26 protein-coding genes are annotated in these 25294 nt (G+C 61.5%); 10 read left to right on the plus strand and 16 right to left on the minus strand.

The window, feature by feature from the left end; genetic code table 11:
- From AC2FM5_RS13320 to AC2FM5_RS13365, 10 genes are all read left to right on the plus strand, one after another.
- On the plus strand, positions 1-1469 hold a 1469-nt coding region (locus AC2FM5_RS13320), incomplete at its 5' end, for a putative bifunctional diguanylate cyclase/phosphodiesterase (RefSeq protein ID WP_496736137.1).
- A 116-nt stretch (positions 1470-1585) separates the two neighbouring features.
- On the plus strand, positions 1586-3412 hold the full coding sequence (gene yidC / locus AC2FM5_RS13325; protein ID WP_496736139.1) for a membrane protein insertase YidC: 1827 nt from the start codon (positions 1586-1588) through the stop codon (positions 3410-3412).
- Positions 3409-4146, plus strand: a complete 738-nt coding sequence (locus AC2FM5_RS13330; RefSeq protein WP_170368027.1) for an MOSC domain-containing protein — start codon at positions 3409-3411, stop codon at positions 4144-4146. The genes yidC and AC2FM5_RS13330 overlap by 4 nt, the downstream gene beginning before the upstream one ends.
- A complete protein-coding gene (yihA, locus tag AC2FM5_RS13335) occupies positions 4143-4796 on the plus strand; it encodes a ribosome biogenesis GTP-binding protein YihA/YsxC (protein WP_480697584.1) in 654 nt (217 codons plus the stop codon). The genes AC2FM5_RS13330 and yihA overlap by 4 nt, the downstream gene beginning before the upstream one ends.
- On the plus strand, positions 4793-5161 hold the full coding sequence (locus AC2FM5_RS13340) for a DUF2946 family protein (protein WP_496736141.1): 369 nt from the start codon (positions 4793-4795) through the stop codon (positions 5159-5161). The genes yihA and AC2FM5_RS13340 overlap by 4 nt, the downstream gene beginning before the upstream one ends.
- Before the next feature lie 65 nt (positions 5162-5226).
- Positions 5227-6630 (plus strand): PepSY-associated TM helix domain-containing protein, encoded by a 1404-nt coding sequence (locus tag AC2FM5_RS13345; RefSeq protein ID WP_496736143.1) that lies wholly within the window; start codon positions 5227-5229, stop codon positions 6628-6630.
- A gap of 156 nt (positions 6631-6786) precedes the next feature.
- Positions 6787-7650, plus strand: a complete 864-nt coding sequence (argB, locus tag AC2FM5_RS13350; protein ID WP_170361663.1) for an acetylglutamate kinase — start codon at positions 6787-6789, stop codon at positions 7648-7650.
- Positions 7651-7702: 52 nt separating this feature from the next.
- Entirely contained in the window at positions 7703-8497 is a 795-nt protein-coding gene (locus tag AC2FM5_RS13355; RefSeq protein ID WP_496736160.1) for a sterol desaturase family protein, read from the plus strand.
- On the plus strand, positions 8494-9147 hold the full coding sequence (locus tag AC2FM5_RS13360) for a ferredoxin (protein WP_496736146.1): 654 nt from the start codon (positions 8494-8496) through the stop codon (positions 9145-9147). Before AC2FM5_RS13355 ends, AC2FM5_RS13360 begins: the two co-directional genes overlap by 4 nt.
- Positions 9144-9641, plus strand: coding sequence for a SixA phosphatase family protein (locus AC2FM5_RS13365; protein WP_170361664.1), 498 nt, complete (start codon positions 9144-9146; stop codon positions 9639-9641). Before AC2FM5_RS13360 ends, AC2FM5_RS13365 begins: the two co-directional genes overlap by 4 nt.
- Positions 9642-9690: 49 nt before the next feature.
- Here AC2FM5_RS13365 and AC2FM5_RS13370 read toward each other — a convergent pair whose 3' ends face one another.
- The 16 genes from AC2FM5_RS13370 to secY form a co-directional block, all read right to left on the minus strand.
- A complete protein-coding gene (locus tag AC2FM5_RS13370; protein ID WP_170361666.1) occupies positions 9691-10482 on the minus strand; it encodes an amino acid ABC transporter ATP-binding protein in 792 nt (263 codons plus the stop codon).
- Positions 10483-10494: 12 nt separating this feature from the next.
- Entirely contained in the window at positions 10495-11793 is a 1299-nt protein-coding gene (locus AC2FM5_RS13375) for an amino acid ABC transporter permease (RefSeq protein ID WP_170342939.1), read from the minus strand.
- Between the two features lie 3 nt (positions 11794-11796).
- Positions 11797-13029 carry an amino acid ABC transporter permease gene (locus AC2FM5_RS13380; protein ID WP_170361668.1) on the minus strand — a complete coding sequence of 411 codons (1233 nt, stop codon included), beginning with the start codon at positions 13027-13029 and terminating at the stop codon, positions 11797-11799.
- Positions 13030-13155: 126 nt separating this feature from the next.
- The gene (locus AC2FM5_RS13385) at positions 13156-14172 is read right to left on the minus strand and encodes an amino acid ABC transporter substrate-binding protein (protein ID WP_093965393.1); all 1017 of its coding nucleotides are present in this window, start codon (positions 14170-14172) and stop codon (positions 13156-13158) included.
- A 210-nt stretch (positions 14173-14382) separates the two neighbouring features.
- A complete protein-coding gene (locus AC2FM5_RS13390) occupies positions 14383-15090 on the minus strand; it encodes an ATP12 family chaperone protein (protein ID WP_496736150.1) in 708 nt (235 codons plus the stop codon).
- 4 nt (positions 15091-15094) lie between these two features.
- Positions 15095-15766 (minus strand): HAD-IA family hydrolase, encoded by a 672-nt coding sequence (locus AC2FM5_RS13395; protein ID WP_170601357.1) that lies wholly within the window; start codon positions 15764-15766, stop codon positions 15095-15097.
- Entirely contained in the window at positions 15763-16806 is a 1044-nt protein-coding gene (locus AC2FM5_RS13400; protein ID WP_170589869.1) for an RluA family pseudouridine synthase, read from the minus strand. Before AC2FM5_RS13400 ends, AC2FM5_RS13395 begins: the two co-directional genes overlap by 4 nt.
- A 134-nt stretch (positions 16807-16940) precedes the next feature.
- Entirely contained in the window at positions 16941-17747 is an 807-nt protein-coding gene (locus tag AC2FM5_RS13405) for a crotonase/enoyl-CoA hydratase family protein (protein WP_170343468.1), read from the minus strand.
- A 96-nt stretch (positions 17748-17843) separates the two neighbouring features.
- Complete coding sequence (locus AC2FM5_RS13410) at positions 17844-19157, minus strand: replication-associated recombination protein A (protein WP_496736153.1); 1314 nt, start codon at positions 19155-19157, stop codon at positions 17844-17846.
- Between the two features lie 4 nt (positions 19158-19161).
- On the minus strand, positions 19162-20547 hold the full coding sequence (locus AC2FM5_RS13415) for a trypsin-like peptidase domain-containing protein (RefSeq protein ID WP_496736155.1): 1386 nt from the start codon (positions 20545-20547) through the stop codon (positions 19162-19164).
- A gap of 171 nt (positions 20548-20718) precedes the next feature.
- A complete protein-coding gene (gene rplQ, locus AC2FM5_RS13420) occupies positions 20719-21144 on the minus strand; it encodes a 50S ribosomal protein L17 (protein WP_093965383.1) in 426 nt (141 codons plus the stop codon).
- Between the two features lie 118 nt (positions 21145-21262).
- Entirely contained in the window at positions 21263-22279 is a 1017-nt protein-coding gene (locus AC2FM5_RS13425) for a DNA-directed RNA polymerase subunit alpha (protein ID WP_170342951.1), read from the minus strand.
- A gap of 117 nt (positions 22280-22396) precedes the next feature.
- On the minus strand, positions 22397-22786 hold the full coding sequence (rpsK, locus tag AC2FM5_RS13430; protein WP_008757289.1) for a 30S ribosomal protein S11: 390 nt from the start codon (positions 22784-22786) through the stop codon (positions 22397-22399).
- A 15-nt stretch (positions 22787-22801) separates the two neighbouring features.
- Positions 22802-23170 (minus strand): 30S ribosomal protein S13, encoded by a 369-nt coding sequence (gene rpsM / locus AC2FM5_RS13435; RefSeq protein ID WP_093965378.1) that lies wholly within the window; start codon positions 23168-23170, stop codon positions 22802-22804.
- A gap of 199 nt (positions 23171-23369) precedes the next feature.
- Entirely contained in the window at positions 23370-24014 is a 645-nt protein-coding gene (locus AC2FM5_RS13440; protein ID WP_170343464.1) for an adenylate kinase, read from the minus strand.
- Positions 24011-25294 (minus strand): preprotein translocase subunit SecY (gene secY, locus AC2FM5_RS13445; RefSeq protein WP_496736159.1); only part of this gene is annotated, 1284 nt, incomplete at its 5' end. The genes secY and AC2FM5_RS13440, both read right to left, overlap by 4 nt.

The following is a 25294-nucleotide window of genomic DNA, read 5'->3' on the forward strand; positions in this document are numbered from 1 at the left end:
CTGCATTGTGCCTGGCTGCTTTCTGGCTGGGCGGCGACACGGCATTGGTCGTTGTCGCCCTGGGGCTGCCCTTGTTGCTTTCGGCTGCCCAACGGCTTCAACCGGGTGCAGGTCTTGGTTCGGCGACGCACATGCGGCCCAGGGGGCTGTTGCCACGCGATGCTTTCTACGCCGAGATGGAGTACCTGCACAGCACATCGCGGGCAACCGGAGAGGATTCAGCCTGCATCGTTGTGTCACTGGATGATTTCGACGATGTCGAAGAGCTGCACGGCACTGCGGCAGCCGACTATGTGGCAGGGCGCTTCTGCGACCGCATTCTGGCGGTGATCCGAAGCGAGGATATTGCAACACGCCTATCTAGAAACACCTTCCTGATCGGGTTGCGCCCCTCACGGCATCTGGACCTGGAGAGCTGCATCCAAACCTCGGGACGCATACAAAGCACGGTGGAGGAACCGATCCCTTTGGACAATGCCAGCCTCTATCTGTCCTGCTCTGCTGGATTTTGCCTGCACTCTGCCGTTGCCGATGAAGCGCCGGACAGCTGGATCGAGGCCGCTCGGGCCGCGCTGGCCGAAGCACAGCGGAACGGGCCTTCCACGATCCGCGCCTACTCCGAGGCCACGCGACGCAGATCAGTCGCCCATATCAATTTCCGCAAGGAGTTGGAGACCGCTCTGGAAACCGGTCAGATCCGCCCATGGTTTCAGCCACAGGTTTCAACGGACACTGGCGACATCACCGGGTTTGAGGCCCTTGCTCGGTGGGTGCACCCTTCCAAGGGAGTTGTGGGGCCGCAGGTGTTTCTGCCTTTTGCCGAACAGGCCAAGCTGATGCCCAAGCTGGGCCAGACGATCCGCCACCAAGCCTTTCGCGCGATGCGTGACTGGGACTGCGCTGGTGCCGTCATTCCTCGGATCTGCATCAACTTTTCGTCGGACGAATTGCGGGACCCCTCACTTGTTGACCGGGTGCGATGGGAGTTGGACCAGTTCGACCTTTCGCCGGACCGGCTGGCCGTGGAAATCCTTGAAACCGTTTTTTCGCGCCGCCCCGATGATGTCATCACCCGCAACGTGACCCAGTTGTCCAAGCTCGGCTGTTGCATCGATCTGGACGATTTCGGCACTGGTCACGCATCATTTTCGTCGATCAAACGCTTTGATGTCTCCCGCATCAAGATCGACCGGTCTTTCGTGTCCAGTGCGGACCGGGATCCGTCCCAGCAGCAAATGGTCAGCGCCATTCTGATGATGGCCGAGAGGTTGAACCTTGAAACCCTGGCCGAGGGGGTGGAAACCCCCGGCGAGCACGCGCTGATGGCGCAATTGGGGTGTCACCATGTCCAGGGGTTTGGGATCGGCAAGCCGATGCCGGTCGAGCATACGCTCGACTGGATCAAGGACCGCCGCGCGAAACTGGGAGGCGCACCGCGGATTGGCCGCGAAATGGGCCGGAAATCCTGATTTCGGGGGCTGGATTGCCCTACACTCACGATTTCCGGGGCGATTCCGCTTGACCTTTTGGGCTGCACTCTGTTGAACCCTGCGGTGTCTTTCACTGCTCAAGGTGGCTGTCCCAGATGGACGATCAGAACAAGAATCTCATCCTTGCAACCGCGCTTAGTTTCCTTGTGATCCTGGTCTGGTTTGTGCTGTTCCCCCCACCGGAACCGACCACAACGCCTGAGCAGGCTGAAATCAGCGCCTCGGAGGGAGAAGAGATTCAGACGCCCAGCGCCGGAAGCACGACTGTCGGCGAGGCAACCGCCACCGCAGAGGAAACCCTGCCGGAAGCCACCGCGCCGCGGATCCAAATCGACACGCCGCGTCTGTCGGGCAGCCTGTCGCTTTCGGGTGGACGGATCGACGAACTGTATCTGAAAGACTACAAGGTCTCGATCGACGAAGGCGCGCCGATCGTCGAACTGCTGTCGCCCGTTGGGTCCAATTCGGCCTATTACGCCCTCTACGGGTGGGCACCCGGTGCCGGTTTGGCTGGTTCGGACGTGCCGGGCCCGAATACCATCTGGACACTGGAACAGGGCCAGACCCTGTCGGTAGACAGCCCAGTAACCCTGAAATGGGAAAATGGCGCGGGCCTGACATTCCGCCGCACGATCGGTGTGGATGCGGATTACATGTTCACCGTGACCCAATCCGTCGAAAACGGCACCGGAGCCGAGGTCGGAATGGCCCCATACGGCATTCTGGCCCGCCACGGCATCGGCGAGGATGGCGATCTGCCGGGGTTGAAGAACTTCTTCATCCTGCATGAAGGTGTGATCGGCATGGCCGACGGGACCCTGTCCGAGGTCGACTATGGCGATGTCCGCGATTTCGACATCGACCCCAACGAACGGGCACAGGCCGAGGTCTATCAGGTCAAGGAAAACGGCTGGATCGGCTTTACCGACCATTATTGGATGACCACGCTGATCCCCGATCCGGGGTCGGCTTTCAAGGCGGCCGCGAAATATGACGCGCGTCGGAAGATCTACCAGGCCGAAACGGTGTTGCCGACGATGACAGTTGCCCCCGGCGAATCCGCCGAGGTTACCACCCGACTGTTTGCCGGGGCCAAGGAATGGGAGACCATCCGCGAATATCAGGCCCAGGGCGTTCAGAAGTTTATCGACAGCATTGACTGGGGTTGGTTCTTCTTCCTGACCAAGCCGATTTTTTGGCTGCTGCACAACATCAACGCCCTGATCGGCAACATGGGTTGGTCGATCATCGGGCTGACCCTGATCATCAAGGCAATCCTGTTCCCGCTGGCGTTCAAATCCTACGTCTCGATGGCGAAGATGAAGGAATTGCAGCCACAGATGGAAGCCCTGAAAGAAGCTGCCGGCGACGACCGTCAGAAGATGCAGCAGGGCATGATGGAGCTGTACAAAAAGGAAAAGGTCAACCCGGCCGCCGGCTGTCTACCGATCCTGCTGCAGATCCCGATCTTCTTTTCTCTCTACAAGGTGATCTTCGTCACCATCGAACTTCGGCAAGCCCCCTGGTTCGGTCCTTTCCGGGACCTGAGTGCGCCGGATCCGACCTCGATCATCAACTTCTTCGGCTGGCTGCCGTGGGCCGGACCTGAGCCGGGCACGCTGATGGCGACGATTTTCATCGGCATCCTACCGCTGCTGCTGGGGATCTCGATGTGGCTGCAGCAAAAGCTGAACCCGGCGCCCACCGACGCGACCCAGGCCATGATCTTTGCCTGGATGCCATGGGTATTCATGTTCATGCTGGGCAGCTTTGCCAGCGGGCTGGTCGTTTACTGGATCGCAAACAACACCATCACGTTCACCCAGCAATACCTGATCATGCGCAGCCAGGGCTATACGCCGGATGTGTTTGGCAACATCAAGTCGGGGTTCAAGAAAACCCCCAAGACGGACAAGAAATGACCGGGCAAGTCACGCAGATCTGGCGCCATCCGATCAAAAGCCATGGCAGAGAATCCCTGCAGGAAGTCACCGTTATCCCCGGGCAGACCATGCCCGGGGATCGCGTTTGGGCGGTGGCGCATGAGATGTCCAAGGCCGACGGATCCGAGTGGGCGCCCTGCGCCAATTTCAGCCGCGGCTCGAAGGCGCCCCAGCTGATGGCGATATCGGCCGTTCTGGACGGGGATCGCGTGACCCTCAGCCACCCGGATCGGCCCGAACTGATCTTTCGCCCGGACACAGAACAAGACCTGTTTCTGGAGTGGGTCCGCCCGCTGATGCCCACCGACCGCGCCGCATCTGCACGGATCGTCCGGGTTCCCGGCCGTGGTATGACCGACAGTGACTATCCCTCGGTCAGCCTGTGCAACATAGCCTCGCACCGGGCGGTCGAGCAGCGTCTGGGCCGCGAACTGTCGATTTGCCGCTGGCGTGGCAACATCTGGTTCGATGGCCTTCCTCTTTGGGAAGAATTCGATTGGCTGGATAAGGATGTGCAGATCGGCGAGGCCGTATTTCACGTGCGCGAACGGATTACGCGCTGCATGGCAACGACTGCGAACCCCGACACCGGAGTGCGGGACGCGGATACGCTAGGCGCTCTGCGCAGCTGGGACCATCAGGATTTCGGAGTATACGCCGAAGTCATTCGCCAAGGCACGATCCGCCCCGGAGACAAGGTGCAGGTTCTATGACAGCTCTGCCATTTCCCCTGGCGGCCGATCCCGACGAGCAGGCAAAAGAGGCCGGCCGCAAGCTGTTTGCCGGACCGTCCGAGTTCGTCAAGGGCGTGGTGGCGATGAACGGCCTGCCCGCCCCCGACCGGCTTGAGGTCTGTTTCGCCGGCCGGTCGAACGTGGGTAAATCCAGCCTGATCAACGCTCTGACCGGCACCAAGGGGTTGGCCCGCGCCTCGAACACGCCGGGCCGCACGCAAGAGATCAACTTCTTCACCCAGGGCCCCGACCTGTATCTGGTTGACCTGCCCGGCTATGGCTATGCCAATGCGCCGGTCAAGGTGGTCGAGAAATGGCAACGCCTTCTGAAACAGTATCTGAGCGGGCGGCAGACCCTGCGCCGGGCCTTCGTGCTGATCGATTCCCGCCACGGCGTGAAACCCGTGGATGACGAGATCATGAAGCTGCTGGACACCAGCGCCGTGACCTTTCAATGCGTGATGACCAAGGCCGACAAGGTCAAGGCCAAGGACCGGGAAAAGGTTCTGGAACAGGTGCGCGGCGCCCTGTCCAAACACCCCGCCGCCTATCCCGAGATCGTGCTGACCTCGTCCGAGAAGGGCGACGGCATCCCGACGCTGCGTTCGATCATCGCCAACCTGGAATGATGCTGCTGATCCGCGTCATATCGGTGCTGACGCTGGTTGCCGTGATGGTATCCGGTGCAATCCCGATGGGCTGGATGCCCACGCGCAGCTCGGACGGGGCGATCCTGATGGTGATCTGCACCGGCGACGGACCGGTCGAGCGCTGGATCGACCCGGGCGAGGACGCCCCGGACCACAACGAAACCGACGAACGCAGCGCCTGCCCCTATGGCGGGATTGTTCTGGCAGGCCAATTGGCCGAAGTGGGAACGGTACTGCCCGCCGACTGGCCGATTGCCGCGCGTTGGGCGCATGTGGATTTCACTCATCGCAGCGCCGGGTTCCACGCCCGGTATGACGCGCGGGGTCCGCCCCACCTCTCCTGAATCCGCGAACAAGACCTGAAACCTCGGCCGCTGGCCGGGGACGTTCCGAATTTCTGGAGACTGAAATGGCACAAGACAGCCAAACCGGGGGCGCGCAGGCGGCCCGGCGCGAGCATGCGCAAAAATTCTATAGGGCCGCCTGGCGGTGGCACTTCTATGCGGGACTTTTTGTTGTCCCCTTCCTGATCATCCTGGCTGTGACCGGCCTGATGATGATGTTCATTACCCAAGCCGATGGCCGCGACGGAGAAAAGATCGCGGTCGAGATCACGGGCCAGGCGATGCCCGCATCCGAACTGGCCGATCTGGTGCAGGCCCGCGTTCCGGGCCGCGTGGTCGAATGGATCGGCCCCAAGGCGCCGGATCTGGCAACCGTGTTCCGCGTCAAGGCCGAAACCGGCCAGCGCATGGTGGCGATCGACCAGTATTCCGGCGAGGTGATCCAGGTCTGGGACCGTCGCGCGGGGTGGTACGATCTGGCCGACAACATCCACTCCACCCTGCTGATGGGCGATACCGGCGACCGGATTCTGGAAATCGCGGCCGGGATGGCGCTGCTGCTGGTGTTCACCGGCCTTTACATGTGGTGGCCGCGCGGCAACGTCGTGGCGGCCCTGGTGCCCGACCTGCGGGCGCGGGGCCGGGCCCTGTGGAAATCGCTGCACGCGGTCACCGGGTTCTGGATGTCGCTTCTGCTGGTCGGGTTCCTGATTTCGGGCATGTCTTGGACCGGGATCTGGGGCGGCAAGTTCGTGCAGGCCTGGAGCAGCTTTCCGGCCGAGAAATGGGATAATGTCCCACTGTCGGACGATTTGCATGCCAGCATGAACCACGGCAGCCAGAACGACGTGCCCTGGGCACTGGAACAGACACCGATGCCGGCTTCGGGTTCGGAGGCAGGCGTTGCCGGCGTACCTGCGGGCGTTGCGGTCAATATTGATGCGATGGTTGCGCTGGGTGAGTCCCTGGGCACGCAGAACCGGTTCCGCGTCGCCTATCCCAACGGCGACACGGGCGTCTGGACCCTGAACCGCGACAGCATGAGCGGCGATTCGGCCGACGCCACCGAAGACCGCACCGTCCATGTCGACCAGTACACCGGCAAGATCCTGGCCGACGTGCGGTTTCAGGACTACTCGCTGATGGGCAAGGCAATGGCGGTGGGCATTCCGCTGCATATGGGTCTGGCGGGTCTGTGGAACTTTGTCCTGAACGTGGTGTTCTGCCTGTCGGTGATCTTTGTCTGCGTGTCCGGCGTGGTCATGTGGATCAAGCGGCGGCCGTCCGGCGCCAGCCGTCTGGCGGCGCCGCCGATGCCGGCCGAGATGCCCCTGTGGAAGGGCGCGGTGCTGGTCGGGCTGTTCACGGCCATGGCCTTTCCGCTGGTCGGGCTGACGCTGCTTGCGGTGCTGGCCGTCGACCTGCTGGTGGTCAGCAACATCCCCGCGGTTCGGCGCGCCTTCAGCTGACCGGTTCGGGCGGCGCCCCCGTGGTGCCGCCCGGTTGCGTGGCGCGGCAGCGTCCCCCTTTTGGCGCGCCACGCAACAAAACCTGCGGCCTACCCGTTCCGGGCTTGGCAGGTCCGGCCAAAGGCCCTAACAGGGAAGGCCAGAGGGACGACAGCCATGAAGAAACAGGACATGAACCGGGATTGGATAGCAACCGCCGCCACGCTCAACAGCGCCCTGCCCTATCTGCAGCGCTATGACGGGGCAATCGTCGTGATCAAGCTGGGCGGGCACGCCATGGGCAGCGACGAAGCGATGGAGAGCTTTGCCCGCGACGTGGTGCTGATGCGTCAGGTCGGCGTGAACCCGGTGGTCGTGCATGGCGGCGGGCCGATGATCAACGCGATGCTGGACAAGCTGGACATCCAGTCGGACTTCGTGAACGGCAAGCGCGTCACCGATGCCGCCACGGTCGAAGTGGTCGAGATGGTTTTGTCCGGCGTGGTCAACAAGCGCATCGTGCAGGCCATCAATGCCCAGGGTGGAACGGCCGTCGGCCTGTCGGGCAAGGATGCCAACCTGATGACCTGTGAGCAGACCGATGCGTCGCTGGGCTATGTCGGCACGCCCGCCGAAATGAACCCCAAGATCCTGCATGATCTGTTCTCGCATGACGTGATCCCGGTGATCGCCCCGCTGGGGGCGGGCCGCAATGGCGAGACGTTCAACGTGAACGGTGATACCGCTGCCGGAGCGATTGCCTCGGCGCTGAAGGCCGACCGCCTGCTGCTGCTGACCGACGTATCGGGCGTCAAGAACGCCGCCGGAGAGGTCGTGACCGAACTGAAGGCGGGCCAGATCCGGGAAATGACCCGCGACGGCACCATTGCCGGCGGTATGATCCCTAAGACCGAAACCGCGCTGGACGCGCTGCACAGCGGCGTGCGCGCCGTGGTCATTCTAGACGGCCGTGCCCCCAATGCCGTGCTGCTGGAATTGTTCACCGAACATGGTGCGGGGTCTCTGATCCGCCCCGACTGAAGCGAGCAAGCCCGCCCTTGCAGTTCACATTCACATGCTTAAATTTGAATGCATGGAGCGTGAACTCATCATCCGCTTGGGCATCTTTCTGACGCTGTTTCTGGCCTTCGCATTGGCCGAAAGGCTTGCCCCGCGCCGCCCGCTACGCGTGCCTCGATCGAGCCGCTGGCTGACCAACCTGTCGGTCACCCTTTTGAACACACTGACACTGCGGGCGATGGCGATCGGGTTCCCTTTGCTGGCCGTCGGGGCCGCCTTGGATGCCGGCCGGTTGGGCGTCGGAGTTTTCAACGCTCTGGACTGGCCCAAATGGGTCGAGGTCACCCTTTGTGTCCTGGTGCTGGATTTCGCCATCTGGGCGCAACATCTGATCACCCACAAGGTGCCGATCCTGTGGCGTCTTCATCGTGTGCACCATGCCGACCGGGATATGGATGTCACTACGGCCGTTCGCTTTCATCCGGTCGAGATCGCCTTGTCGATGGGTTTGAAGATCGGTCTCGTCTACCTGCTGGGGCCCAGCACGCTGGCGGTCATCCTGTTCGAAGTCCTGCTGAACGGCACGGCTTTGTTCAACCATTCGAACATCCGTCTGCCCGCCGCCGTGGATGCCGCCATGCGCCGAATACTGGTCACACCGGACATGCACCGGGTCCACCATTCGGTGCTGCGCAGGGAACATGACAGCAATTATGGCTTTGCATTATCCATCTGGGATCGTTTGATGGGGACGTATGTGGCACAGCCCGAGGCCGGCCACGACGACATGACGGTGGGGCTTGAATGGCAGGACGATCGACCGACGAAGCTGGGGTGGAGCCTCGCTCTGCCGTTTCGACGCAAGTGACCTATGATCAAGTGGTGCCCACATCCGAGGCCGCGGGCCTGATCGTCATGGGCGCGCAACACCCGCGGGTGAGTGGCGCCAAACAGTTGGATAGTGGCACGCTTATTCTGCTCGGGGCAGGCAGCAGCTTTTGGCCGGTCCTTACCGCTTCGGCCGAGTGGTTGGACGGCAAGCCGGACCCGGTCGACCGTTGGTCGCTCCGAGTGGTCGGCACCCTTGCGGAAAACCTGGGCGCCCAGGCGTGGTATCCGTTCGGCGGCCCCCCGTATTCGCCATTCATAGATTGGGCGTTGAAATCGGGACGTACGTTTCAAAGCCCGGTGGGCGCGCTGGTGCACGACACGGTGGGAATGATGATTTCATTCCGTGGGGCCCTGCATTTTGATCACGAGTTCGACATTCCCGTCGCAGTCAACCCGTCACCATGTATCAATTGCCCTGCGCCCTGCGCATCGGCCTGCCCGGTCGGGGCCTTGAATGCCAAGACGTTCTACGACGTCGACGCTTGCCACGGCTACTTGAGAACTCCGCCTGGTCAGGCCTGCAAGACACAGGGATGCGCGGCCCGGCTGGCCTGTCCGCTCAGCGCGGGGGCCGGACGTCGGGTCGAGCAATCCGCCCATCACATGAAAGCCTTTCACCCGGAATGACCTGCACGCTTATCCTGACCCGCCACGCAAAATCCAGTTGGGACCATCCCGGCCTGCCCGATCATGACCGACCGTTGAACAAGCGCGGCCGAGCTTCGGCATCTGCCATCGGCGATTGGCTGCGGCGCAAGGGGTACTTGCCAGACGAGGTCCTGAGTTCTTCATCCGAACGCACGCGCGAGACCTGGCTTCGGATGGGGCTGAGTGCGTCCAACATCCGGTTCCTCTCCGAACTCTATCATGCCTCGCCCGATCAGATCCGGCAGGCGCTGTACAGAGCAACGGGTCAAACGGTCCTGCTGCTGGGCCACAATCCGGGGATCGCGGAATTCGCGGAACGTATTGCTCAGTTTGCACCGAAGCACCCGCGGTTCCTCGACTATCCGACCTGTGCGACCACGGTTCTTCGTTTTGATCTGTCGGACTGGTCCGGAATAGGTTGGCACGGCGGCCAGGTGATCGAATTCGTCACGCCGCGCGCGTTGCTGGAATGAAAAAAGGGCGGGGTGATCCCGCCCTTTCCAACGTCGCTTTCAACCCGCCTCAGTGACCCAGAATCTGGCTGAGGAACAGCTTGGTGCGTTCGCTCTGCGGGTTGTTGAAGAACTCTTCCGGCTCGTTCTGTTCAACGATCTGACCGGCATCCATGAAGATCACCCGGTTCGCCACCTGGCGGGCAAAGCCCATCTCGTGCGTCACGCAGAGCATGGTCATGCCTTCCTCGGCCAGCTCGATCATCGTGTCGAGCACCTCTTTGATCATCTCGGGGTCCAACGCCGATGTCGGCTCGTCGAACAACATGATCCGCGGCATCATGCACAGCGAGCGGGCAATCGCCACACGCTGTTGCTGACCACCGGACAGCTGTCCCGGATACTTCAACGCCTGATCGGGGATCTTCACCTTCTCAAGGAAATGCATCGCGCGCTCTTCGGCCTCTTTCTTGGGCGTTTTACGCACCCAGATCGGGGCCAGCGTGCAGTTCTCCAGAATGGTCAGATGCGGGAACAGGTTGAAGTGCTGGAACACCATGCCAACCTCGGACCGGATCTTGTCGATGTTTTTCAGATCGTTCGACAACTCGGTGCCGTCCACCACGATCTTGCCCTGCTGGTGTTCTTCCAACGCGTTCAGGCAGCGGATCAGAGTGGATTTGCCCGACCCCGACGGCCCCGCGATCACGATCCGCTCGCCCTGATTGACGGTCAGATTGATGTCGCGCAGCACGTGGAAGGACCCGTACCACTTGTTCATGTTGGTGATTTCGATGGCGACCTCGTCGCTCACCTGCATTTTAGAGCGGTCAATTTCGCGGTCGATTGCAAGTTCAGACATGTGTTGAACTCCTTAGTGATGGTCCGTGGCAAGGCGACGCTCGAGCCACTGGGAATATTGAGAGATGCCGTAGCAGACGACGAAGAACAGAAGCGCGGCGAAGCCCAGAAGCTCCCAATAGACGCCGTTCCATTCGGTCGACGCCAGGATGGGACCCCGGATCATGCCCACCAGATCGAACATCGAGATGACCGAAACCAGCGTGGTATCTTTGAACAGACCAACGGCCACGTTTACGATACCGGGGATTGAGATCTTCAAGGCCTGCGGCAGGATGATCAGACGCATCGCCTGCGGGTAGTCCAGACCCAGACTGTCTGCTGCCTCATACTGACCGCGCGGAAGCGCAGCCAGACCGCCGCGGATCACCTCGGCGATATAGGCGGCAGAGAACATGGTGATCATGATCACGACGCGCAGGAACAGGTCGACCGTGCTGTCAGGCGGGAAGAAATAGGCCAGCATCACCGAAGCCACGAACAGCAGCGTGATCAAAGGCACGCCACGGATGAATTCGATGAAGATGACGCAAACCCACTTGATCAGCGGCATATCGGACTGACGACCCAGAGCCAGTGCAATACCTAGGGGCAAGGACAGTGACACACAGGTCACGCCCAGCATCAGGTTCAGCATAAAACCACCCAGGTCACGGCTGGGCACCGCAGTCAGCAGCGCACCTTCGTTGGCGTCTTCGGGAATTAGTGCCCCGCCGACATTCCACACGACCAGCGCCACGACAATGGCCCCAAAGAACCCGGCTGCAAAGCTGTTGCGGCCAAATTTCTGGAACACCACGCCTGCCGCGACACAGCCCAGCAGGGCCACGATGGGCACCATGATGGTTCCACCCCAAATCAGCCAGAAAGCGATAAACGGGTAGAGCGCTGTAAACAGCAGCAACTTACGAGGCAGGTCGAAGAACAGAACAGGTGCCACAGCGACCAGCATCAGCACAAACGCTAAGTTCGGGCGCCAATACGCTTCTACTGGATATTTGAAACCGTAGATCAGTTGATGCCAGCGCTCGGTCAGAACTGCGAAACAGGCCCCGGTCTTGCCGTCCAGAATCTCGCGGCATTGCGCCAGCGAGTCCGCATTCCAAACGCCGTTCAGAATCCACGGCAAAGTGTTCTTGAGAAGCACATAGATCAGCAGAATCGACAGAAGGGTGAGGATCGTGTTTGTGACGCCCGAGAACAGGTTCTCGCGCAGCCATTTGACGATACCCGTCTGGTTTGCCGGCGGAGGCGACGGAGGAATGGTGCCGTCGGCCACAAATGCGATCGGATTTGTTGTTTGATCAGCCATGGCTCAGCGCTCCTTCAACTTGACGGATGCGTTGTAGATGTTCATCGCCATCGAAATCAGCAGCGAGGCTGTCAGATAGAACAGCATCAGCAGCAAGACGCACTCGATCGCGCGACCGGTTTGGTTCAGCGTGATGCCACCCAGCGTTGCGGTGATATCCGCATAGCCGACTGCAATCGCCAGAGACGAGTTCTTGGTGATGTTCAGATATTGCGAAATCAACGGCGGGATGATGACCCGCAGCGCCTGAGGCAGGATCACAAGATTCATGATCCGACCGGGACGCAGGCCCAGCGCGGCCGCAGCCTCGGTCTGACCTTTTGAAATCGCCTGAATACCCGCACGTACGTTTTCTGCGATGAAGGCGCCGGTATAGATCGACAAAGCGAACCACAATGCGATCAGCGGACCGCCGACCTTGATACCACCGCTGAAGTTGAAACCTTTCAGCGCGGGGACATCCCAGGTCAGGCCCATCAAAATCATCAGCAGCGCAAAAGGCACGAGCCAAACTGCAAGTTTCACAAGGCCAGTCTTTGGACGCTCGCCCGTCTGTTCCTGTTTGAGCGTGGCGCGTTTCTCAATTTCACGAGACGCAAACCAGGAAGCGACCAAAACCGCGATGACCAGCAGCCAATTCAGAAAGGTCGAACCGAACAGCCCATTCGCAAACTCAGGGCGCGGGACATAGACGCCGCGGTTGGTAAAGGCGAACAGATCAAACAGCATGCTGGATGTTGGGTTATCGCCCCGGAACTCCCTCGGTCCCGGCAGCACGGCTGTCATGATCGTGAAGATGATGATGATCCAGATCAGAACCGGAATATTCCGGAAGATTTCCACGTAGACCGCCATCAGCTTGGATACAAGCCAGTTGTTTGACAGGCGCAAAACGCCTGCGATCACGCCAAACACCGTCGCAGTGATACAAGCCAGGAATGCAACCAAAAGCGTGTTGAGAATGCCGACGACAGCCGCACGCCCATGCGAGGACTGGCTGTCATATTCGATCAAACGCTGGTTGATGTCATACCCGGACGGATCGCCCAGGAAAGAATAAGAAATGTTGAGCCCTGCGGCCCTAAGGTTCTGGATCAGGTTGTTACCAAGATACCAGATGCTGAGCGCAATAACGATTGCCGCGATCACCTGAAATGTAAGAGAGCGATAGCGTGTATCGTTTATAAGCATCGACAACCGAAAGTCAGCCTTCGGTGGGTCAGTCATAGTCGACATATTTTGGGATCCCCGTGCTTTTCGGACGCTTCCTTCCCGGCAGGGTTTTCCCCGCTCCCGAGCAGCCCGTAGCATTCTGTTTTGCAAAAAAGGGCGCAGGTTGCCCTGCGCCCTTTTCCGTGGATTTTAGCGGAACGGCGGCGAGTACAGCAGGCCACCATCGGTCCACTGTGCGTTCAGACCGCGTGCCAGACCGATCGGGGTTTCCTCACCGATGTTCTTGGCAAACACTTCGCCGTAGTTACCACCCGCCTTGACGGCGCGCATGGCCCACTGTGCGTCCAGGCCCAGCATCTCGCCCAGGGTGCCTTCGCTACCCAGCAGACGGTTGATTTCCGGGTTCTCGGTACCTGCAGCCATCTCGTCGATGTTCGCCGAGGTGATGCCCAGCTCTTCGGCCGAGATCAGAGCGTTCAGGGTCCAGCGAACGATGTCGCCCCACTCGTTGTCGCCGTGACGGACCAGCGGGCCCAGCGGCTCTTTCGAGATGATTTCGGGCAGCAGAACGTGATCACCGGGGTTTTCGAACGTGGCGCGGGTTGCGGCCAGGCCCGAAGCGTCGGTGGTGTAAACGTCACAGGCACCTGCCAGGTACTGCTGCTGCGCTTCGGCGTTGGTTTCGATCGGAACCGGCTCGTAGCTGATGTTGTTCGAGCGGAAGAAGTCCGCCAGGTTCAGCTCGGTGGTGGTGCCGGTCTGGATGCAGACAGTGGCGCCGTCCAGTTCCTTGGCCGAGCTGACGCCCAGTGCCTTGGGAACCATGAAGCCCTGACCGTCGTAGTAGTTCACACCCACGAATTCGAACTTCAGGTCGACGTCGCGGCTGAAGGTCCAGGTGGTGTTACGGGCCAGCATGTCAACTTCGCCCGAAGCCAGAGCGGTGAAGCGAGTCTTGCCGGTGGTGGGAACGAATTCAACAGCGTTCGCGTCACCCAGAACGGCGGCGGCTACTGCGCGGCATACAGCAACGTCAAAGCCCTGCCATTCGCCATTCGCGTCAGGTGCAGCAAAGCCAACCAGACCGGTGGTCACACCGCAGTTCAGCTTGCCGCGCGCTTTGACGTCGTCCATGGTTCCTGCCGCGGCCGCGCCGGCAGCAAGACCGGCAATCGTCGCCGCGCCCAAGATTACGGATTTTTTCATTTTTACCTCTTCCTGATTTCCCGCCCCATCCCGGGACGGATCTTGTCCGACACACAAAGGTAGCCGGATAGGTTACCCCAAAGGTGTCTCCCCTTTAGTGCGCCCGAGTTTGGGCGCATTCATAAACAAACGTCAAGGGTCGGATCAGTGAAAACGATATGTTCCCGGCAAGGCAACTGCCCAAGCCTCTCAAATCAGGACCAGAAAGGCTCAAACCGATAGATCATAGAAGGTTTTCGCGTGCAAAAAGGCGATCTTCTTCAGTTCGGCGGCTTGGACCGCCTCGTCGTCATCCCCCCATTGCTCGGCCTGCCACGATTCATCCAGCCGAGAAATGCGCCATATCTCGTCCGGGTTGCGCCACTTTTGGGCAGCGGCAAAACCCAGAATCAACGAACCCGACAGACTCACAAGGTCGTGAAACGCCGCCAGACGGAACGCGTCCAGGTCGTGAACCTGCCGACGCAGCCGGTCCAGTGCCTCGGGGGCCTGAGGCTGATGCCGTACGCCTTCGACCGGGATCAGTCTGGCGCCCAGCGTTTCCGCGGCCCAGTCCAGCGCGGGATCCCATTCGCGGCGCTGACGTTCGATCAGGGCTTCGGGGTGGGTTGCGCGATAGCAGAGCAGGTCCGAATCGCCATAGTCCGACAACATGTCGGCCACTTCCGCGTGCTGATGCTGCACCTTGTCGATTGCCGCGTTGGCCGAGCGGGTGAAGGGCATCGTCGCCGGATCGATTTCCTTTTCCTGCGCGTCCCATTCGCGGGCCACCGCCTCGGCCATGGCCCGGGTGGGCAGGACCAGAGCAGCCTTGGCCGGTGTCCGTACCCGGCGGCCGTCCAACTCGACGGTATAGCCGCCATCGGTCGCGACCACGGCACTGGCTGTCCAAAAGCGTTTCGGTTTCCACTCACTCATATCGTTATCCCCAGACTGCGGACAGGACGCCGGGCAGCTGCTCGAACCGGTCGATCACCGCGGTCGCCGCACCCAGCTGCGACCGTTCATGATAGCCCCAGCCCACGCCGATCCCCGCAACCCCGGCGGCCCGCGCCATTTCCATGTCAAAGCTGGTGTCGCCGATCATCACCGCATCACCGGCCGACACCCCTGTTTCAAAAAGCGCCGTTTCGATCATCGAGGGATGCGGCTTGGATGGATGATAGTCCGCCACCTGACGGGTAACGAAGACCGAATCCAAACCGTGCGCCTCGAGCAAGGCATCCAACCCCCGCTGCGATTTACCCGTCGCCACGCCAAGAAGGATCTCGGGCACGGCCTGCAACGATCCGATAACCTCGCGCGCGCCGGGATAGAGCGGAGAACTTGCCGCCCCCATCTCAAGCCGATGAGCGTGATACGCCTCTTTGTAACCCTCGACCAACCGGTGTTGAGTTGCCTGCGACTGATCCGGCGCGAGGCGTGCGATTGCAATCGGCAAGGACAGCCCCACGATCGACAGGATCGCCGCGCGATCCGGCACCGGAAGGGACAGAGCCTGAAAACTGGCGGTCATGGCTGACACGATGCTGGCCTGGCTGTCCACCAGCGTCCCGTCGACATCGAACAGAACCAGGCGCAGAGGCGCGGTCATTGCAACTCCTCGAACGGGTCCTCGGCGGCCAGATCTTCGGTCCAGCCCAAAGTATCCCAGCTGTCCTTCATGTGCGGAGGCAACGGAGCGTTGATCGTGACCTGCTTGCCGATCATCGGATGCTTGAACGACGCGGTTCGGGCGTGCAGATGCAGCTTTTTGCTGATGACCCCGCCCAACTGTGCGCCCCAGCCGTCGCCCAGGTTTTCCTGACCCGAGCCGCCATATTTACCATCGCCGACGATCGGGTGCCCGATGGCCGCCATATGCGCGCGCAGCTGGTGCGTGCGGCCGGTGACAGGCTCCATCGCGACCCAAGATGCGCGCCCCGCCACCCGATACAGCGTGGCATAAAGCGTATGGGCCCGTTTGGCACTCGGCGTGCTGTCGATCTCGTTCAGGTGGACGGCGATCATCTTTTCGCCCTCGCCCTGCTTGCCATGGCCGGGGGCCTTGACCAGCCCGGTCTTGATCTCGCCCAGATACGGGGTCGGCACACCAGCCACCAGCGCCCAATAGATCTTGCGCGTGTTGCGATGCCGGAAGGCCGCGGTCAGCCCCTTGGCCGCTTCGCGCGTACGCGCCATCAGCAGAACGCCCGAGGTGTCCTTGTCGAGCCGGTGCACCAGCCGCGGGTTCTCGTCATAGCCAAAACGCAGCGCCTCGGCGAGGCCGTCCACATGCCGGGCCTGGCCGCTGCCGCCCTGAACGGGCAGGCCATGGGGCTTGTTCAGTGCCAGCACGTGGTCGTCGCGATAGATCACGCAGGACTGGATCATTTTCGCATCGGCATCCGTCACGCGGGGGCGGGCCGGGGCCGGTTTGTGATCCGGGTCCGGCAGGGGCGGCACGCGCACCACCTGCCCCGCCTGCAAGCGGGTCGAGCCCTTGACCCGGCCGCCGTCCACGCGCAGTTCACCCTTGCGGCACATCTTTTCGATCCGGCCCTGGCTGACATGCGGGAACAGGCGCCGCAACCAGCGGTCCAACCGCTGGTCGCCGTCGCCCGGCTCGACCGTGATCATCTGTACGCCGCTCATGCCAATACCCCTTGCGACCGGATGCTGCGCGCCCGGAAAATCGCCCGTGTCAGTGCCTCAGAAAACATCCGCGTCTGTCGCGCGCCGCAAGGCAAGAGTCAAGCAGGCTGACGGGTTCGCAGGGCCAAGGCCGCTCAGATATCGGTGAAATCTCCGTGCCGCCCGGCCCCATCGCGAAACCGAGCCGCGCCGGATGTGCCCTCGCGGCGGATGGCGTCCAGTCCGTTGGCCCATTCGACCTTCAACGCCTCGCGCATCGGCATCCCCCGGGTTTCGATGATCGAGCGGCGGTCGGCGCGGACGGCCTCCTGCGGGAACCGGGCGATCTCTTGCGCCATCGCTTCGGCCGCCGTGCGTGCTTCACCCTGCGGCACGATTTTCTCGGCCAGGCCGATCCGTTCGCACTCGTCAGCCTTGACCTTGCGCCCTGTCAGCGCAATCTCAAGCGCCTTGCCCTGCCCGACCAGCCGCGGCAGCCGCACCGAACCGCCATCCATCAGCGTGATCCCCCAGCGGCGGCAATAGACGCCCATATAGGCGTCCTCGGCCATCACCCGGATGTCGCACCACAAGGCCAGTTCCATGCCGCCGGCAACAGCGGCGCCTTCGATCGCGCCGATGACCGGCTTTGACAATTCCAGCCGCGACGGACCCATCGGGCCCAGCAGCGACGGCGCCGCCCCGATCGGAAAAGCATGCTTGTCGAAATAGGGCTCGCGCAGGTCCGGGTCGGACAGCGTGGCTGCCATCTTGAGGTCCCAGCCCGCGCAGAAATTGCCGCCTTTGCCCCAGAACACGGCGGCTTTGGCCGCGCTGTCCTCGAAGGCGATGAAGGCCTCGGCCAGGGCTGCCGCGTGTTCGGCATCCACGGCGTTTCTGGCCTGGGGCCGGTCGTGGATGATGGTCCACACGTCGTCTGTCTTGTCTATGGAAACGGTCATCTGCGCTCCTCCCTGGCGGCATGTAACCCTAGGGAAACCCGGGCACGCCTTGGGTGTCGCGCAGAACGCGACGGCACGGCCTGATTTGACCTTGCGTCACGACCCCTTGCGTTGACTGCGCAGTTTCGAAAAGTAGTCCAGACGCTTTTTCAACTCGCGCTCGAACCCGCGTTCGACTGGCTGGTACAGGACCGGGCGTTTCATGGTCTCGGGAAAGTAGTTCTGCCCCGAGAACCCGTCCTCGGCATCGTGGTCATAGGCATAGCCCGCGCCATAGCCCTGATCCTTCATCAACCCGGTCGGCGCATTCAGGATGTGTTTGGGCGGCGGCTCGCTGCCCGACTGTTTGGCCAGACGCATCGCCGCCTTGTAGCCCACATAGGCCCCGTTGGATTTGGGCGCCAGCGCCAGATACACGACCGCCTGCGCCAGCGCCAACTCACCCTCGGGCGACCCGAGCCGCTCGTACACTTCCCAGGCATGCAGGCAGATCGACTGGGCCTGCGGATCGGCCAAGCCGATATCCTCGACCGCCATCCGGGTGATGCGGCGGGCCAGGTACCGCGGATCTTCGCCCCCGGTCAGCATCCGGGCGAACCAGTACAGCGCCGCATCCGGGTCGGACCCGCGCACCGATTTGTGCAGCGCCGAGATCAGGTTGTAGTGCTCGTCCCCCGACTTGTCGTATTTCGCGGCGCGGCGCATCAGGCGCTTGGCCAGCGCGTCGGGGTCCAGCGGCGCGTCAACCGACCAGGCCGCGATCTGTTCGATCAGGTTCAAAAGCGCCCGGCCGTCTCCATCCGCCATTTCCTGCAGCGCGTCCCGCGCCGCGGGCGTCAGGGGCAGCGCCTTGCCCAGCTCTTTTTCGGCACGCTGTGTCAGGCGTTCCAGATCGGCCAGATCCAGCCGTTCCAGCACCAGCACCTGCGCGCGGCTGAGCACGGCAGCGTTCAACTCGAACGAAGGGTTTTCGGTGGTCGCGCCCACCAGAAGGATCGTCCCGTCCTCCATATGCGGCAGGAACCCGTCCTGCTGGGCCTTGTTGAAACGATGGATCTCGTCCACGAACAACAGCGTCCCCCGGCCGTTCCGCCGCCGCAACTTGGCAGCCTCGAACACCTTTTTGAGGTCGGGAACGCCGGTGAAGATCGCGCTGATCTGTTCGAAATGAAGGTCGGTTTCCTTGGCCAGCAGCCGCGCGATCGTGGTTTTGCCTACCCCAGGCGGCCCCCAGAAGATCAGGCTGGACAGGCTGCCCGACGCCAGCATCACCCCCAGCGGCGCCTCGGGGCCCAGAACCTGTCGCTGCCCGATCACCTCGGACAGCGCCTGGGGCCGCAGCCGGTCGGCCAGCGGGCGGTTCGGGGCCGGTTCCGAGGCCTGGTCTTCGGTATCGAACAGGTCACTCATGCGGTCACAGCCTGAACCGCAACGACACGGGTTTGCCACCGCGCACCAGGTCGATCTGCACACGCCGCCCCGGATCGCGCAGCGCCCTAACGACGTCACGCGGGCGTTCAGCCTTTCGCCCGTTCACGGCATTGATGACATCGCCGGGCCGCAACCCGGCCCGCGCGCCATAGGGGCCGGGGTCGACCACGACCACACCGGTCTGCGACAGCAGCAGACCCATCTTGGCAATCATTGCCGGGTTGATGCGCGCAACCGTCATTCCCGGAAGAACCGTGCGATCGTCCAGAGTGGTTTCCTCGGCCGGAGGCGTCTCGGGCGCGGGGACCAGATCGACGGCGACCTCAGCGCGCTCGCTGCCGCGGAGCCGGGTCAGAACGGATGTCCCACCAACACCCGCCACAGACATGCGGAACTTCATCTCAGCCGGAGAATTCACCTCCTCGCCATCCACGTGGGTCACAATATCGCCAACCCGCAACCCGGCCTCGGCCAACGGGCTGAGCGGATGGAGGTCCGAGATCACAACGCCCTGCGGCAGCGAAAGCCCAAGGGATTCAGCGATGTCTGCGCTCATGGTCTGTCCGGCCATACCCGCCCAAGGGCTGACGAAACCTTCGTTTCCTTCCTGGGCCTGCCGCAGAAACTCTGCGACCAGATTGGCCGGAATGGCGAAGCCAATCCCATTGGACCCACCCGACCGCGTCAGGATCGAGGTGTTGATGCCGATCAGGTCACCATTCACGTCGATCAGGGCGCCACCGGAATTGCCCGGGTTGATCGGCGCGTCTGTCTGGATGAAATAGCCCCGCGCATTGCCGGTGGCGGTGCCAGACCGCGCCAGCCCCGAGATGATGCCAGACGACACGGTCTGCCCGACGCCGAACGGGTTGCCGATGGCCAGAGCCAGTTCCCCCACCTCGACATGGTCAGAATCCCGCAGACGCAGAAACGGCAGTCCCTGCGCGTCCTGCAGGCGCAGGATGGCGATGTCGCTTTCCTCGTCGCCCAGAACGACCTCGGCCTGGAACTCGCGACGATCCGTGGTCACGACCCGGATCTCGGTCGCGGTCCCGACAACGTGATAGTTCGAGACGACATAGCCGTCCTCGGTCAGGATGACGCCCGACCCCAGCGAGTTTTGCACCCGCGGCCGCGGTGTACCGAACCCACCGCCGAAAAAGTCGCGAAAGAACGGATCCGTGAAAATCGGACTGCTGCGCCCAGGCCGGACGATCTTGGCATAAATGTTCACCACCGCCGGGGCCGCCTTTTTGACCACCGGGGCAAAACCCATGGAAATCTCGACCTGTGACTGAGGAACCCGTGTCTCGGCACCGGCATGGGTGGCCAGTGTCATCAGGCATACGGCCAGGATCGTGCGTATCATGACAGCTCCGTTCATCATCCGCCGAAGATATGCGGAGGTCGGCACGCGAATGCAATAGAGCACGCGAAACCTTGCCGCTGCCATGTCCGCCGCAAGCGTGGCGATCCATAAGAAAAAGCCCCTGACCGGGATATCCGGACAGGGGCCATGAAACGGCAATGCAGCCGGTTCCTATTCTTCGTCAACGTCCACTTCTTCAGCGGCGACGCGGGCCTTGTCGGCTGCGCCTTTGGCGTCGATGTCACGATCAACGAATTCGATGATCGCCATCGGAGCCATGTCGCCATAGCGGAAGCCAGCTTTCAGGATACGGACATAGCCGCCCTGACGGTCCTTGTAGCGCGGGCCCAGAACCTCGAACAGCTTGGCGACGTCCTTGTCTTCCTTCAGCTGAGCTGCGGCCTGACGGCGGGCGTGCAGGTCGCCGCGCTTGCCCAGGGTGATCAGTTTTTCAACGATCGGGCGCAGTTCTTTTGCCTTGGGCAGAGTCGTCTTGATCTGTTCGTGCTCGATCAGCGAGCCGGCCATGTTCGAGAACAGGGCCTTGCGGTGCTCATGAGTACGGTTCAGGCGGCGGTAACCACGTGCGTGACGCATTTTTCAATTCCTTCTTTCGCGTTTTGCTTTGTCTGGCCGGCGATGCGTGTCACCGGCTCTCCTTGGGGCGGAAATGCCCATACGGTCCCCGGCAGCCCGGGCATTGGCGAAGACGCGTTTAGAACGCGTCTTCGAATTTCTTGGCCAGATCTTCGATGTTGTCGGGCGGCCAATCCTCGACATCCATGCCGAGGTGCAGACCCATGCCGGACAGCACTTCCTTGATCTCGTTCAGCGACTTGCGGCCGAAGTTCGGCGTGCGCAGCATCTCGGCTTCGGTCTTCTGGATCAGGTCGCCGATGTAGACGATGTTGTCGTTCTTCAGGCAGTTTGCCGAACGGACCGACAGTTCCAGCTCGTCCACTTTCTTCAGCAGCAGCGGGTTGAACTCCAGACCATCGTCCTCGTCCTGGCGACCGGCCGATTCCGGCTCGTCGAAGTTGACGAAGATCGACAGCTGATCCTGCAGGATGCGGGCGGCGAAGGCCAGCGCGTCCTCGGGCGTGATCGAGCCGTCGGTCTCGATCTTCATGGTCAGCTTGTCATAGTCCAGAACCTGGCCTTCACGGGTCGGCTGAACGTCATAGGCGACTTTCTTGACCGGCGAGTAGATCGCGTCGATCGGGATCAGGCCGATGGGTGCATCTTCGGGCTTGTTCTTCTCGGCCGAGACATAGCCTTTGCCGGTGTTGACGGTCAGTTCCATGAACAGCTCGGCGCCATCGTCCAGGTGGCAGATGACGTGATCACGGTTCAGAACCTCGATGCCGGCGCTTTCGCTGATATCACCGGCGGTGACAACTGCGGGGCCTTTGGCATTGATCGACAGGCGCTTGGGCCCTTCGACTTCCATGCGCAGAGCGACCTGCTTGAGGTTCAGGATGATGTCGGTGACGTCTTCACGAACGCCTGCGACCGAGCTGAACTCGTGCAGTACGTTGTCGATCTGGACGCTGGTGATGGCGGCGCCTTGCAGCGAGCTCATCAGAACACGGCGCAGCGCGTTGCCCAGGGTCAGACCAAAGCCACGCTCAAGCGGCTCCGCAACCAGGGTTGCCTGCCGCGCGGGATCGTTGCCCGGCTTGCCTTCCAGTTGGGTCGGCTTGATCAATTCTGCCCAATTCTTGTGGATCATGTAATCCCTCCATTCCTGTCTGCGCCCCATGACCAATCAGGTGCAGACGCCCGAGGTTTCAAAACGGCGAACCGGGGCCGTGTAAAAAACACGGCCCCAGCCTGGTAATTCGATCGGTTAGACGCGGCGGCGCTTCGGCGGGCGGCAGCCATTGTGGGCGATCGGGGTCACATCGCGGATCGACGTGATGTTGAAGCCCACGGCAGCCAGCGCACGCAGAGCCGATTCACGACCCGAACCGGGGCCCTGAACTTCGACTTCCAGCGTCTTGACACCATGTTCCTGCGCCTTCTTGCCTGCATCTTCTGCAGCCATCTGAGCGGCGTAGGGGGTCGATTTCCGCGATCCCTTGAAGCCCATGGTACCGGCCGACGACCACGAAATGGCGTTGCCCTGCACGTCCGAGATCAGGATCTTGGTGTTGTTGAAGGTCGAATTCACATGGGCGACGCCCGATGCGATGTTCTTACGCTCTTTGCGCTTAACGCGAGTCTTGTCACGTGCCATCAGTCAGACCCTCCCTTATTTCTTCTTACCAGCAATGGCCTTTGCGGGGCCTTTGCGGGTACGAGCGTTGGTGTGGGTACGCTGACCGCGAACCGGCAGGTTGCGGCGGTGACGCAGACCGCGATAGCAGCCCAGGTCCATCAGACGCTTGATGTTCATCTGAACTTCGCGACGCAGGTCACCTTCGACGGTGAAGTTGGCGTCGATGTATTCGCGGATGGCTAGAACTTCGGCATCCGACAGTTCATTGACGCGACGGGTCGTGTCGATGCCAACGGCTTCGCAGATCGCTTTGGCCGAGGTGTTGCCGATACCGGTGATATATGTGAGGGCGATTGGTACCCGCTTTGCAGTCGGGATGTTTACGCCGGCAATACGTGCCACGTGTCACTTTCCTTTCGTTGCGGTTCCGTAGTTCCAGAACCTTTTTTCACAACGCCTAACCGTGGCAGTGTGGCCAGAGGGTTCAGCATTATTCGAGGTGGTCTATACATGCGGAACGAATCCCGCGTGCGCGATTGATTCCCCAAAGGGATGGGGGTCGATATGGGCTTTTGGGCTTGGCGTCAAGCCCTTTGCAAGCTTAACCCAATATGGCTGCGATCGAGGCCCGGACTTCCTTGATGTCCGCCAGCCCGTTCACCGGTCGAAGATCGCCCTTGGCATAGTAATAGCCAATCAACGGCGAGGTCTTCTTGTAATACTCCATAAGCCGGGTGCGCAGGCTTTCCTCGTTGTCGTCGGCACGACGGACGAAATCGTTTTCCTTGCCGCAATTGGTGCATTTACCATCGGCCGGGATCGGTTTGGTCTTGTCATTGTAGACCTCGCCGCAACCGCCACAGGTCGACCGGGCAGTGATCCGATCAACCAAGGCCTCGTCATCCACGCGCATTTCGATCACGGTGTGCAGCGACTGGCCCAGCTTGGTCAGAAGGGCCGACAAGGCGTCAGCCTGGGCCAAGGTTCGCGGGAAGCCGTCGAAGATGAAGCCTGCGCCCTTTTCGGTGGTCAGTTTCTCTTCGATCAGGCCAATCACGATCTCGTCGGTGACAAGCTTTCCCGCGTCCATGATCGCGGCCACCTTCTTGCCCATCTCGGTTCCCGAGCTGCGGGCCTCGCGCAGCATGTCACCGGTGCTGAGCTGAATCATGCCCCGCGTTTCAACCAGGTGACGTGCTTGCGTACCCTTGCCTGCCCCCGGGGGGCCCAGAAGAATGATATTCATCGACGAGCGGGTCCCTTCCTGCCGCGTTTCTTGCCTTTACCGCGCAACTGAGACTTTTCGATCAGCCCTTCGTATTGATGCGCCAGCAGGTGGCTCTGAACCTGTTGGATCGTGTCCATGGTCACAGAGACGATGATCAGAACCGAGGTGCCGCCGAAATAGAATGGAATGGCGAACTGGCCGCGCAGAATTTCAGGAAGCAGGCAGACCGCCGCAAGATAGGCCGAACCCAGCACCAGCACGCGGTTGACGACGTATTCCAGATATTCGGCGGTCTTTTTGCCAGGGCGAATGCCGGGCACAAAGCCGTTCTGTTTTTTCAGGTTGTCCGCCACGTCATCCGGTTTGAACGACACGTTGAACGTGTAGAAGTAGGCAAAGAACACGATCATCGACGCAAAGAACAGCAGATAAAGCGGCTGTCCCGGTCCGAAATTGGCCAGCAGCCACGACATGATCGGTCCGTTTGCAGCGCCCGACGAAAAGGTCGAGATCGTGACCGGCAGCAGCAGCAGCGAGCTGGCGAAGATCGCCGGAATCACGCCGGCCGGGTTGACCTTGACCGGCAGGTGGCTCGAACCGCCTTCATAGACTTTCATGCCGACATTGCGGCGCGGGTACTGGATGTGGATCTTGCGCAGAGCGCGTTCCATGAACACCACGAAGGTGATAACGGCGATCACCATCACGATCACGCCGACGATCACGGCCGGGCTGATCGCGCCCGAACGGCCCGAGGCAAGGAACTGGGCCAGCGCGGCCGGAACCTCGGCGATGATGCCGACGAAAATGATCAGCGAGATGCCGTTGCCGATGCCGCGCGCGGTGATCTGTTCACCCAGCCACATCAGGAACATGGTGCCACCGACCAGAGTGATCATCGTGGACAGGCGGAAATACAGACCCGGATCGGTAGCCAAATCGCCCGATTCCAGCGAAACCGCCAAGCCATAGGCCTGAACGGTGGCCAGCGCGACGGTTCCGAAACGGGTGTACTGGTTGATCTTCTTGCGGCCCTGCTCGCCCTCTTTCTTGAGCTGTTCGAGCGCGGGCACCATCGAGGTCAGCAGCTGTACGATGATCGATGCCGAGATATAGGGCATGATGCCGAGGGCAAAGATACCCATCCGCCCAAGCGCCCCGCCGGTGAACATCGAAACCATCCCACCGATGCCCTGCCCCGCTTGTTCCATGAACTCGCGCAGCGCCTGACCGTCGATCCCCGGCACCGGAATGAAGGTGCCCAGACGATAGACGATCAGCAAACCCAGCGTGAACAG

Source organism: Ruegeria sp. BHSA162 (genome assembly GCF_059613385.1).

What these genes read in the sequence shown, in the direction of transcription:
- yidC (WP_496736139.1), top strand. Translation starts at nt 1,586, where the DNA reads ATGGACGATCAGAACAAGAATCTCATCCTTGCAACCGCGCTTAGTTTC.
- AC2FM5_RS13330 (WP_170368027.1), top strand. Translation starts at nt 3,409, where the DNA reads ATGACCGGGCAAGTCACGCAGATCTGGCGCCATCCGATCAAAAGCCAT.
- yihA (WP_480697584.1), top strand. Translation starts at nt 4,143, where the DNA reads ATGACAGCTCTGCCATTTCCCCTGGCGGCCGATCCCGACGAGCAGGCA.
- AC2FM5_RS13340 (WP_496736141.1), top strand. Translation starts at nt 4,793, where the DNA reads ATGATGCTGCTGATCCGCGTCATATCGGTGCTGACGCTGGTTGCCGTG.
- AC2FM5_RS13345 (WP_496736143.1), top strand. Translation starts at nt 5,227, where the DNA reads ATGGCACAAGACAGCCAAACCGGGGGCGCGCAGGCGGCCCGGCGCGAG.
- argB (WP_170361663.1), top strand. Translation starts at nt 6,787, where the DNA reads ATGAAGAAACAGGACATGAACCGGGATTGGATAGCAACCGCCGCCACG.
- AC2FM5_RS13355 (WP_496736160.1), top strand. Translation starts at nt 7,703, where the DNA reads ATGGAGCGTGAACTCATCATCCGCTTGGGCATCTTTCTGACGCTGTTT.
- AC2FM5_RS13365 (WP_170361664.1), top strand. Translation starts at nt 9,144, where the DNA reads ATGACCTGCACGCTTATCCTGACCCGCCACGCAAAATCCAGTTGGGAC.
- AC2FM5_RS13370 (WP_170361666.1), bottom strand. Translation starts at nt 10,482, where the DNA reads ATGTCTGAACTTGCAATCGACCGCGAAATTGACCGCTCTAAAATGCAG.
- AC2FM5_RS13375 (WP_170342939.1), bottom strand. Translation starts at nt 11,793, where the DNA reads ATGGCTGATCAAACAACAAATCCGATCGCATTTGTGGCCGACGGCACC.
- AC2FM5_RS13380 (WP_170361668.1), bottom strand. Translation starts at nt 13,029, where the DNA reads ATGTCGACTATGACTGACCCACCGAAGGCTGACTTTCGGTTGTCGATG.
- AC2FM5_RS13385 (WP_093965393.1), bottom strand. Translation starts at nt 14,172, where the DNA reads ATGAAAAAATCCGTAATCTTGGGCGCGGCGACGATTGCCGGTCTTGCT.
- AC2FM5_RS13390 (WP_496736150.1), bottom strand. Translation starts at nt 15,090, where the DNA reads ATGAGTGAGTGGAAACCGAAACGCTTTTGGACAGCCAGTGCCGTGGTC.
- AC2FM5_RS13395 (WP_170601357.1), bottom strand. Translation starts at nt 15,766, where the DNA reads ATGACCGCGCCTCTGCGCCTGGTTCTGTTCGATGTCGACGGGACGCTG.
- AC2FM5_RS13400 (WP_170589869.1), bottom strand. Translation starts at nt 16,806, where the DNA reads ATGAGCGGCGTACAGATGATCACGGTCGAGCCGGGCGACGGCGACCAG.
- AC2FM5_RS13405 (WP_170343468.1), bottom strand. Translation starts at nt 17,747, where the DNA reads ATGACCGTTTCCATAGACAAGACAGACGACGTGTGGACCATCATCCAC.
- AC2FM5_RS13410 (WP_496736153.1), bottom strand. Translation starts at nt 19,157, where the DNA reads ATGAGTGACCTGTTCGATACCGAAGACCAGGCCTCGGAACCGGCCCCG.
- AC2FM5_RS13415 (WP_496736155.1), bottom strand. Translation starts at nt 20,547, where the DNA reads ATGATACGCACGATCCTGGCCGTATGCCTGATGACACTGGCCACCCAT.
- rplQ (WP_093965383.1), bottom strand. Translation starts at nt 21,144, where the DNA reads ATGCGTCACGCACGTGGTTACCGCCGCCTGAACCGTACTCATGAGCAC.
- AC2FM5_RS13425 (WP_170342951.1), bottom strand. Translation starts at nt 22,279, where the DNA reads ATGATCCACAAGAATTGGGCAGAATTGATCAAGCCGACCCAACTGGAA.
- rpsK (WP_008757289.1), bottom strand. Translation starts at nt 22,786, where the DNA reads ATGGCACGTGACAAGACTCGCGTTAAGCGCAAAGAGCGTAAGAACATC.
- AC2FM5_RS13440 (WP_170343464.1), bottom strand. Translation starts at nt 24,014, where the DNA reads ATGAATATCATTCTTCTGGGCCCCCCGGGGGCAGGCAAGGGTACGCAA.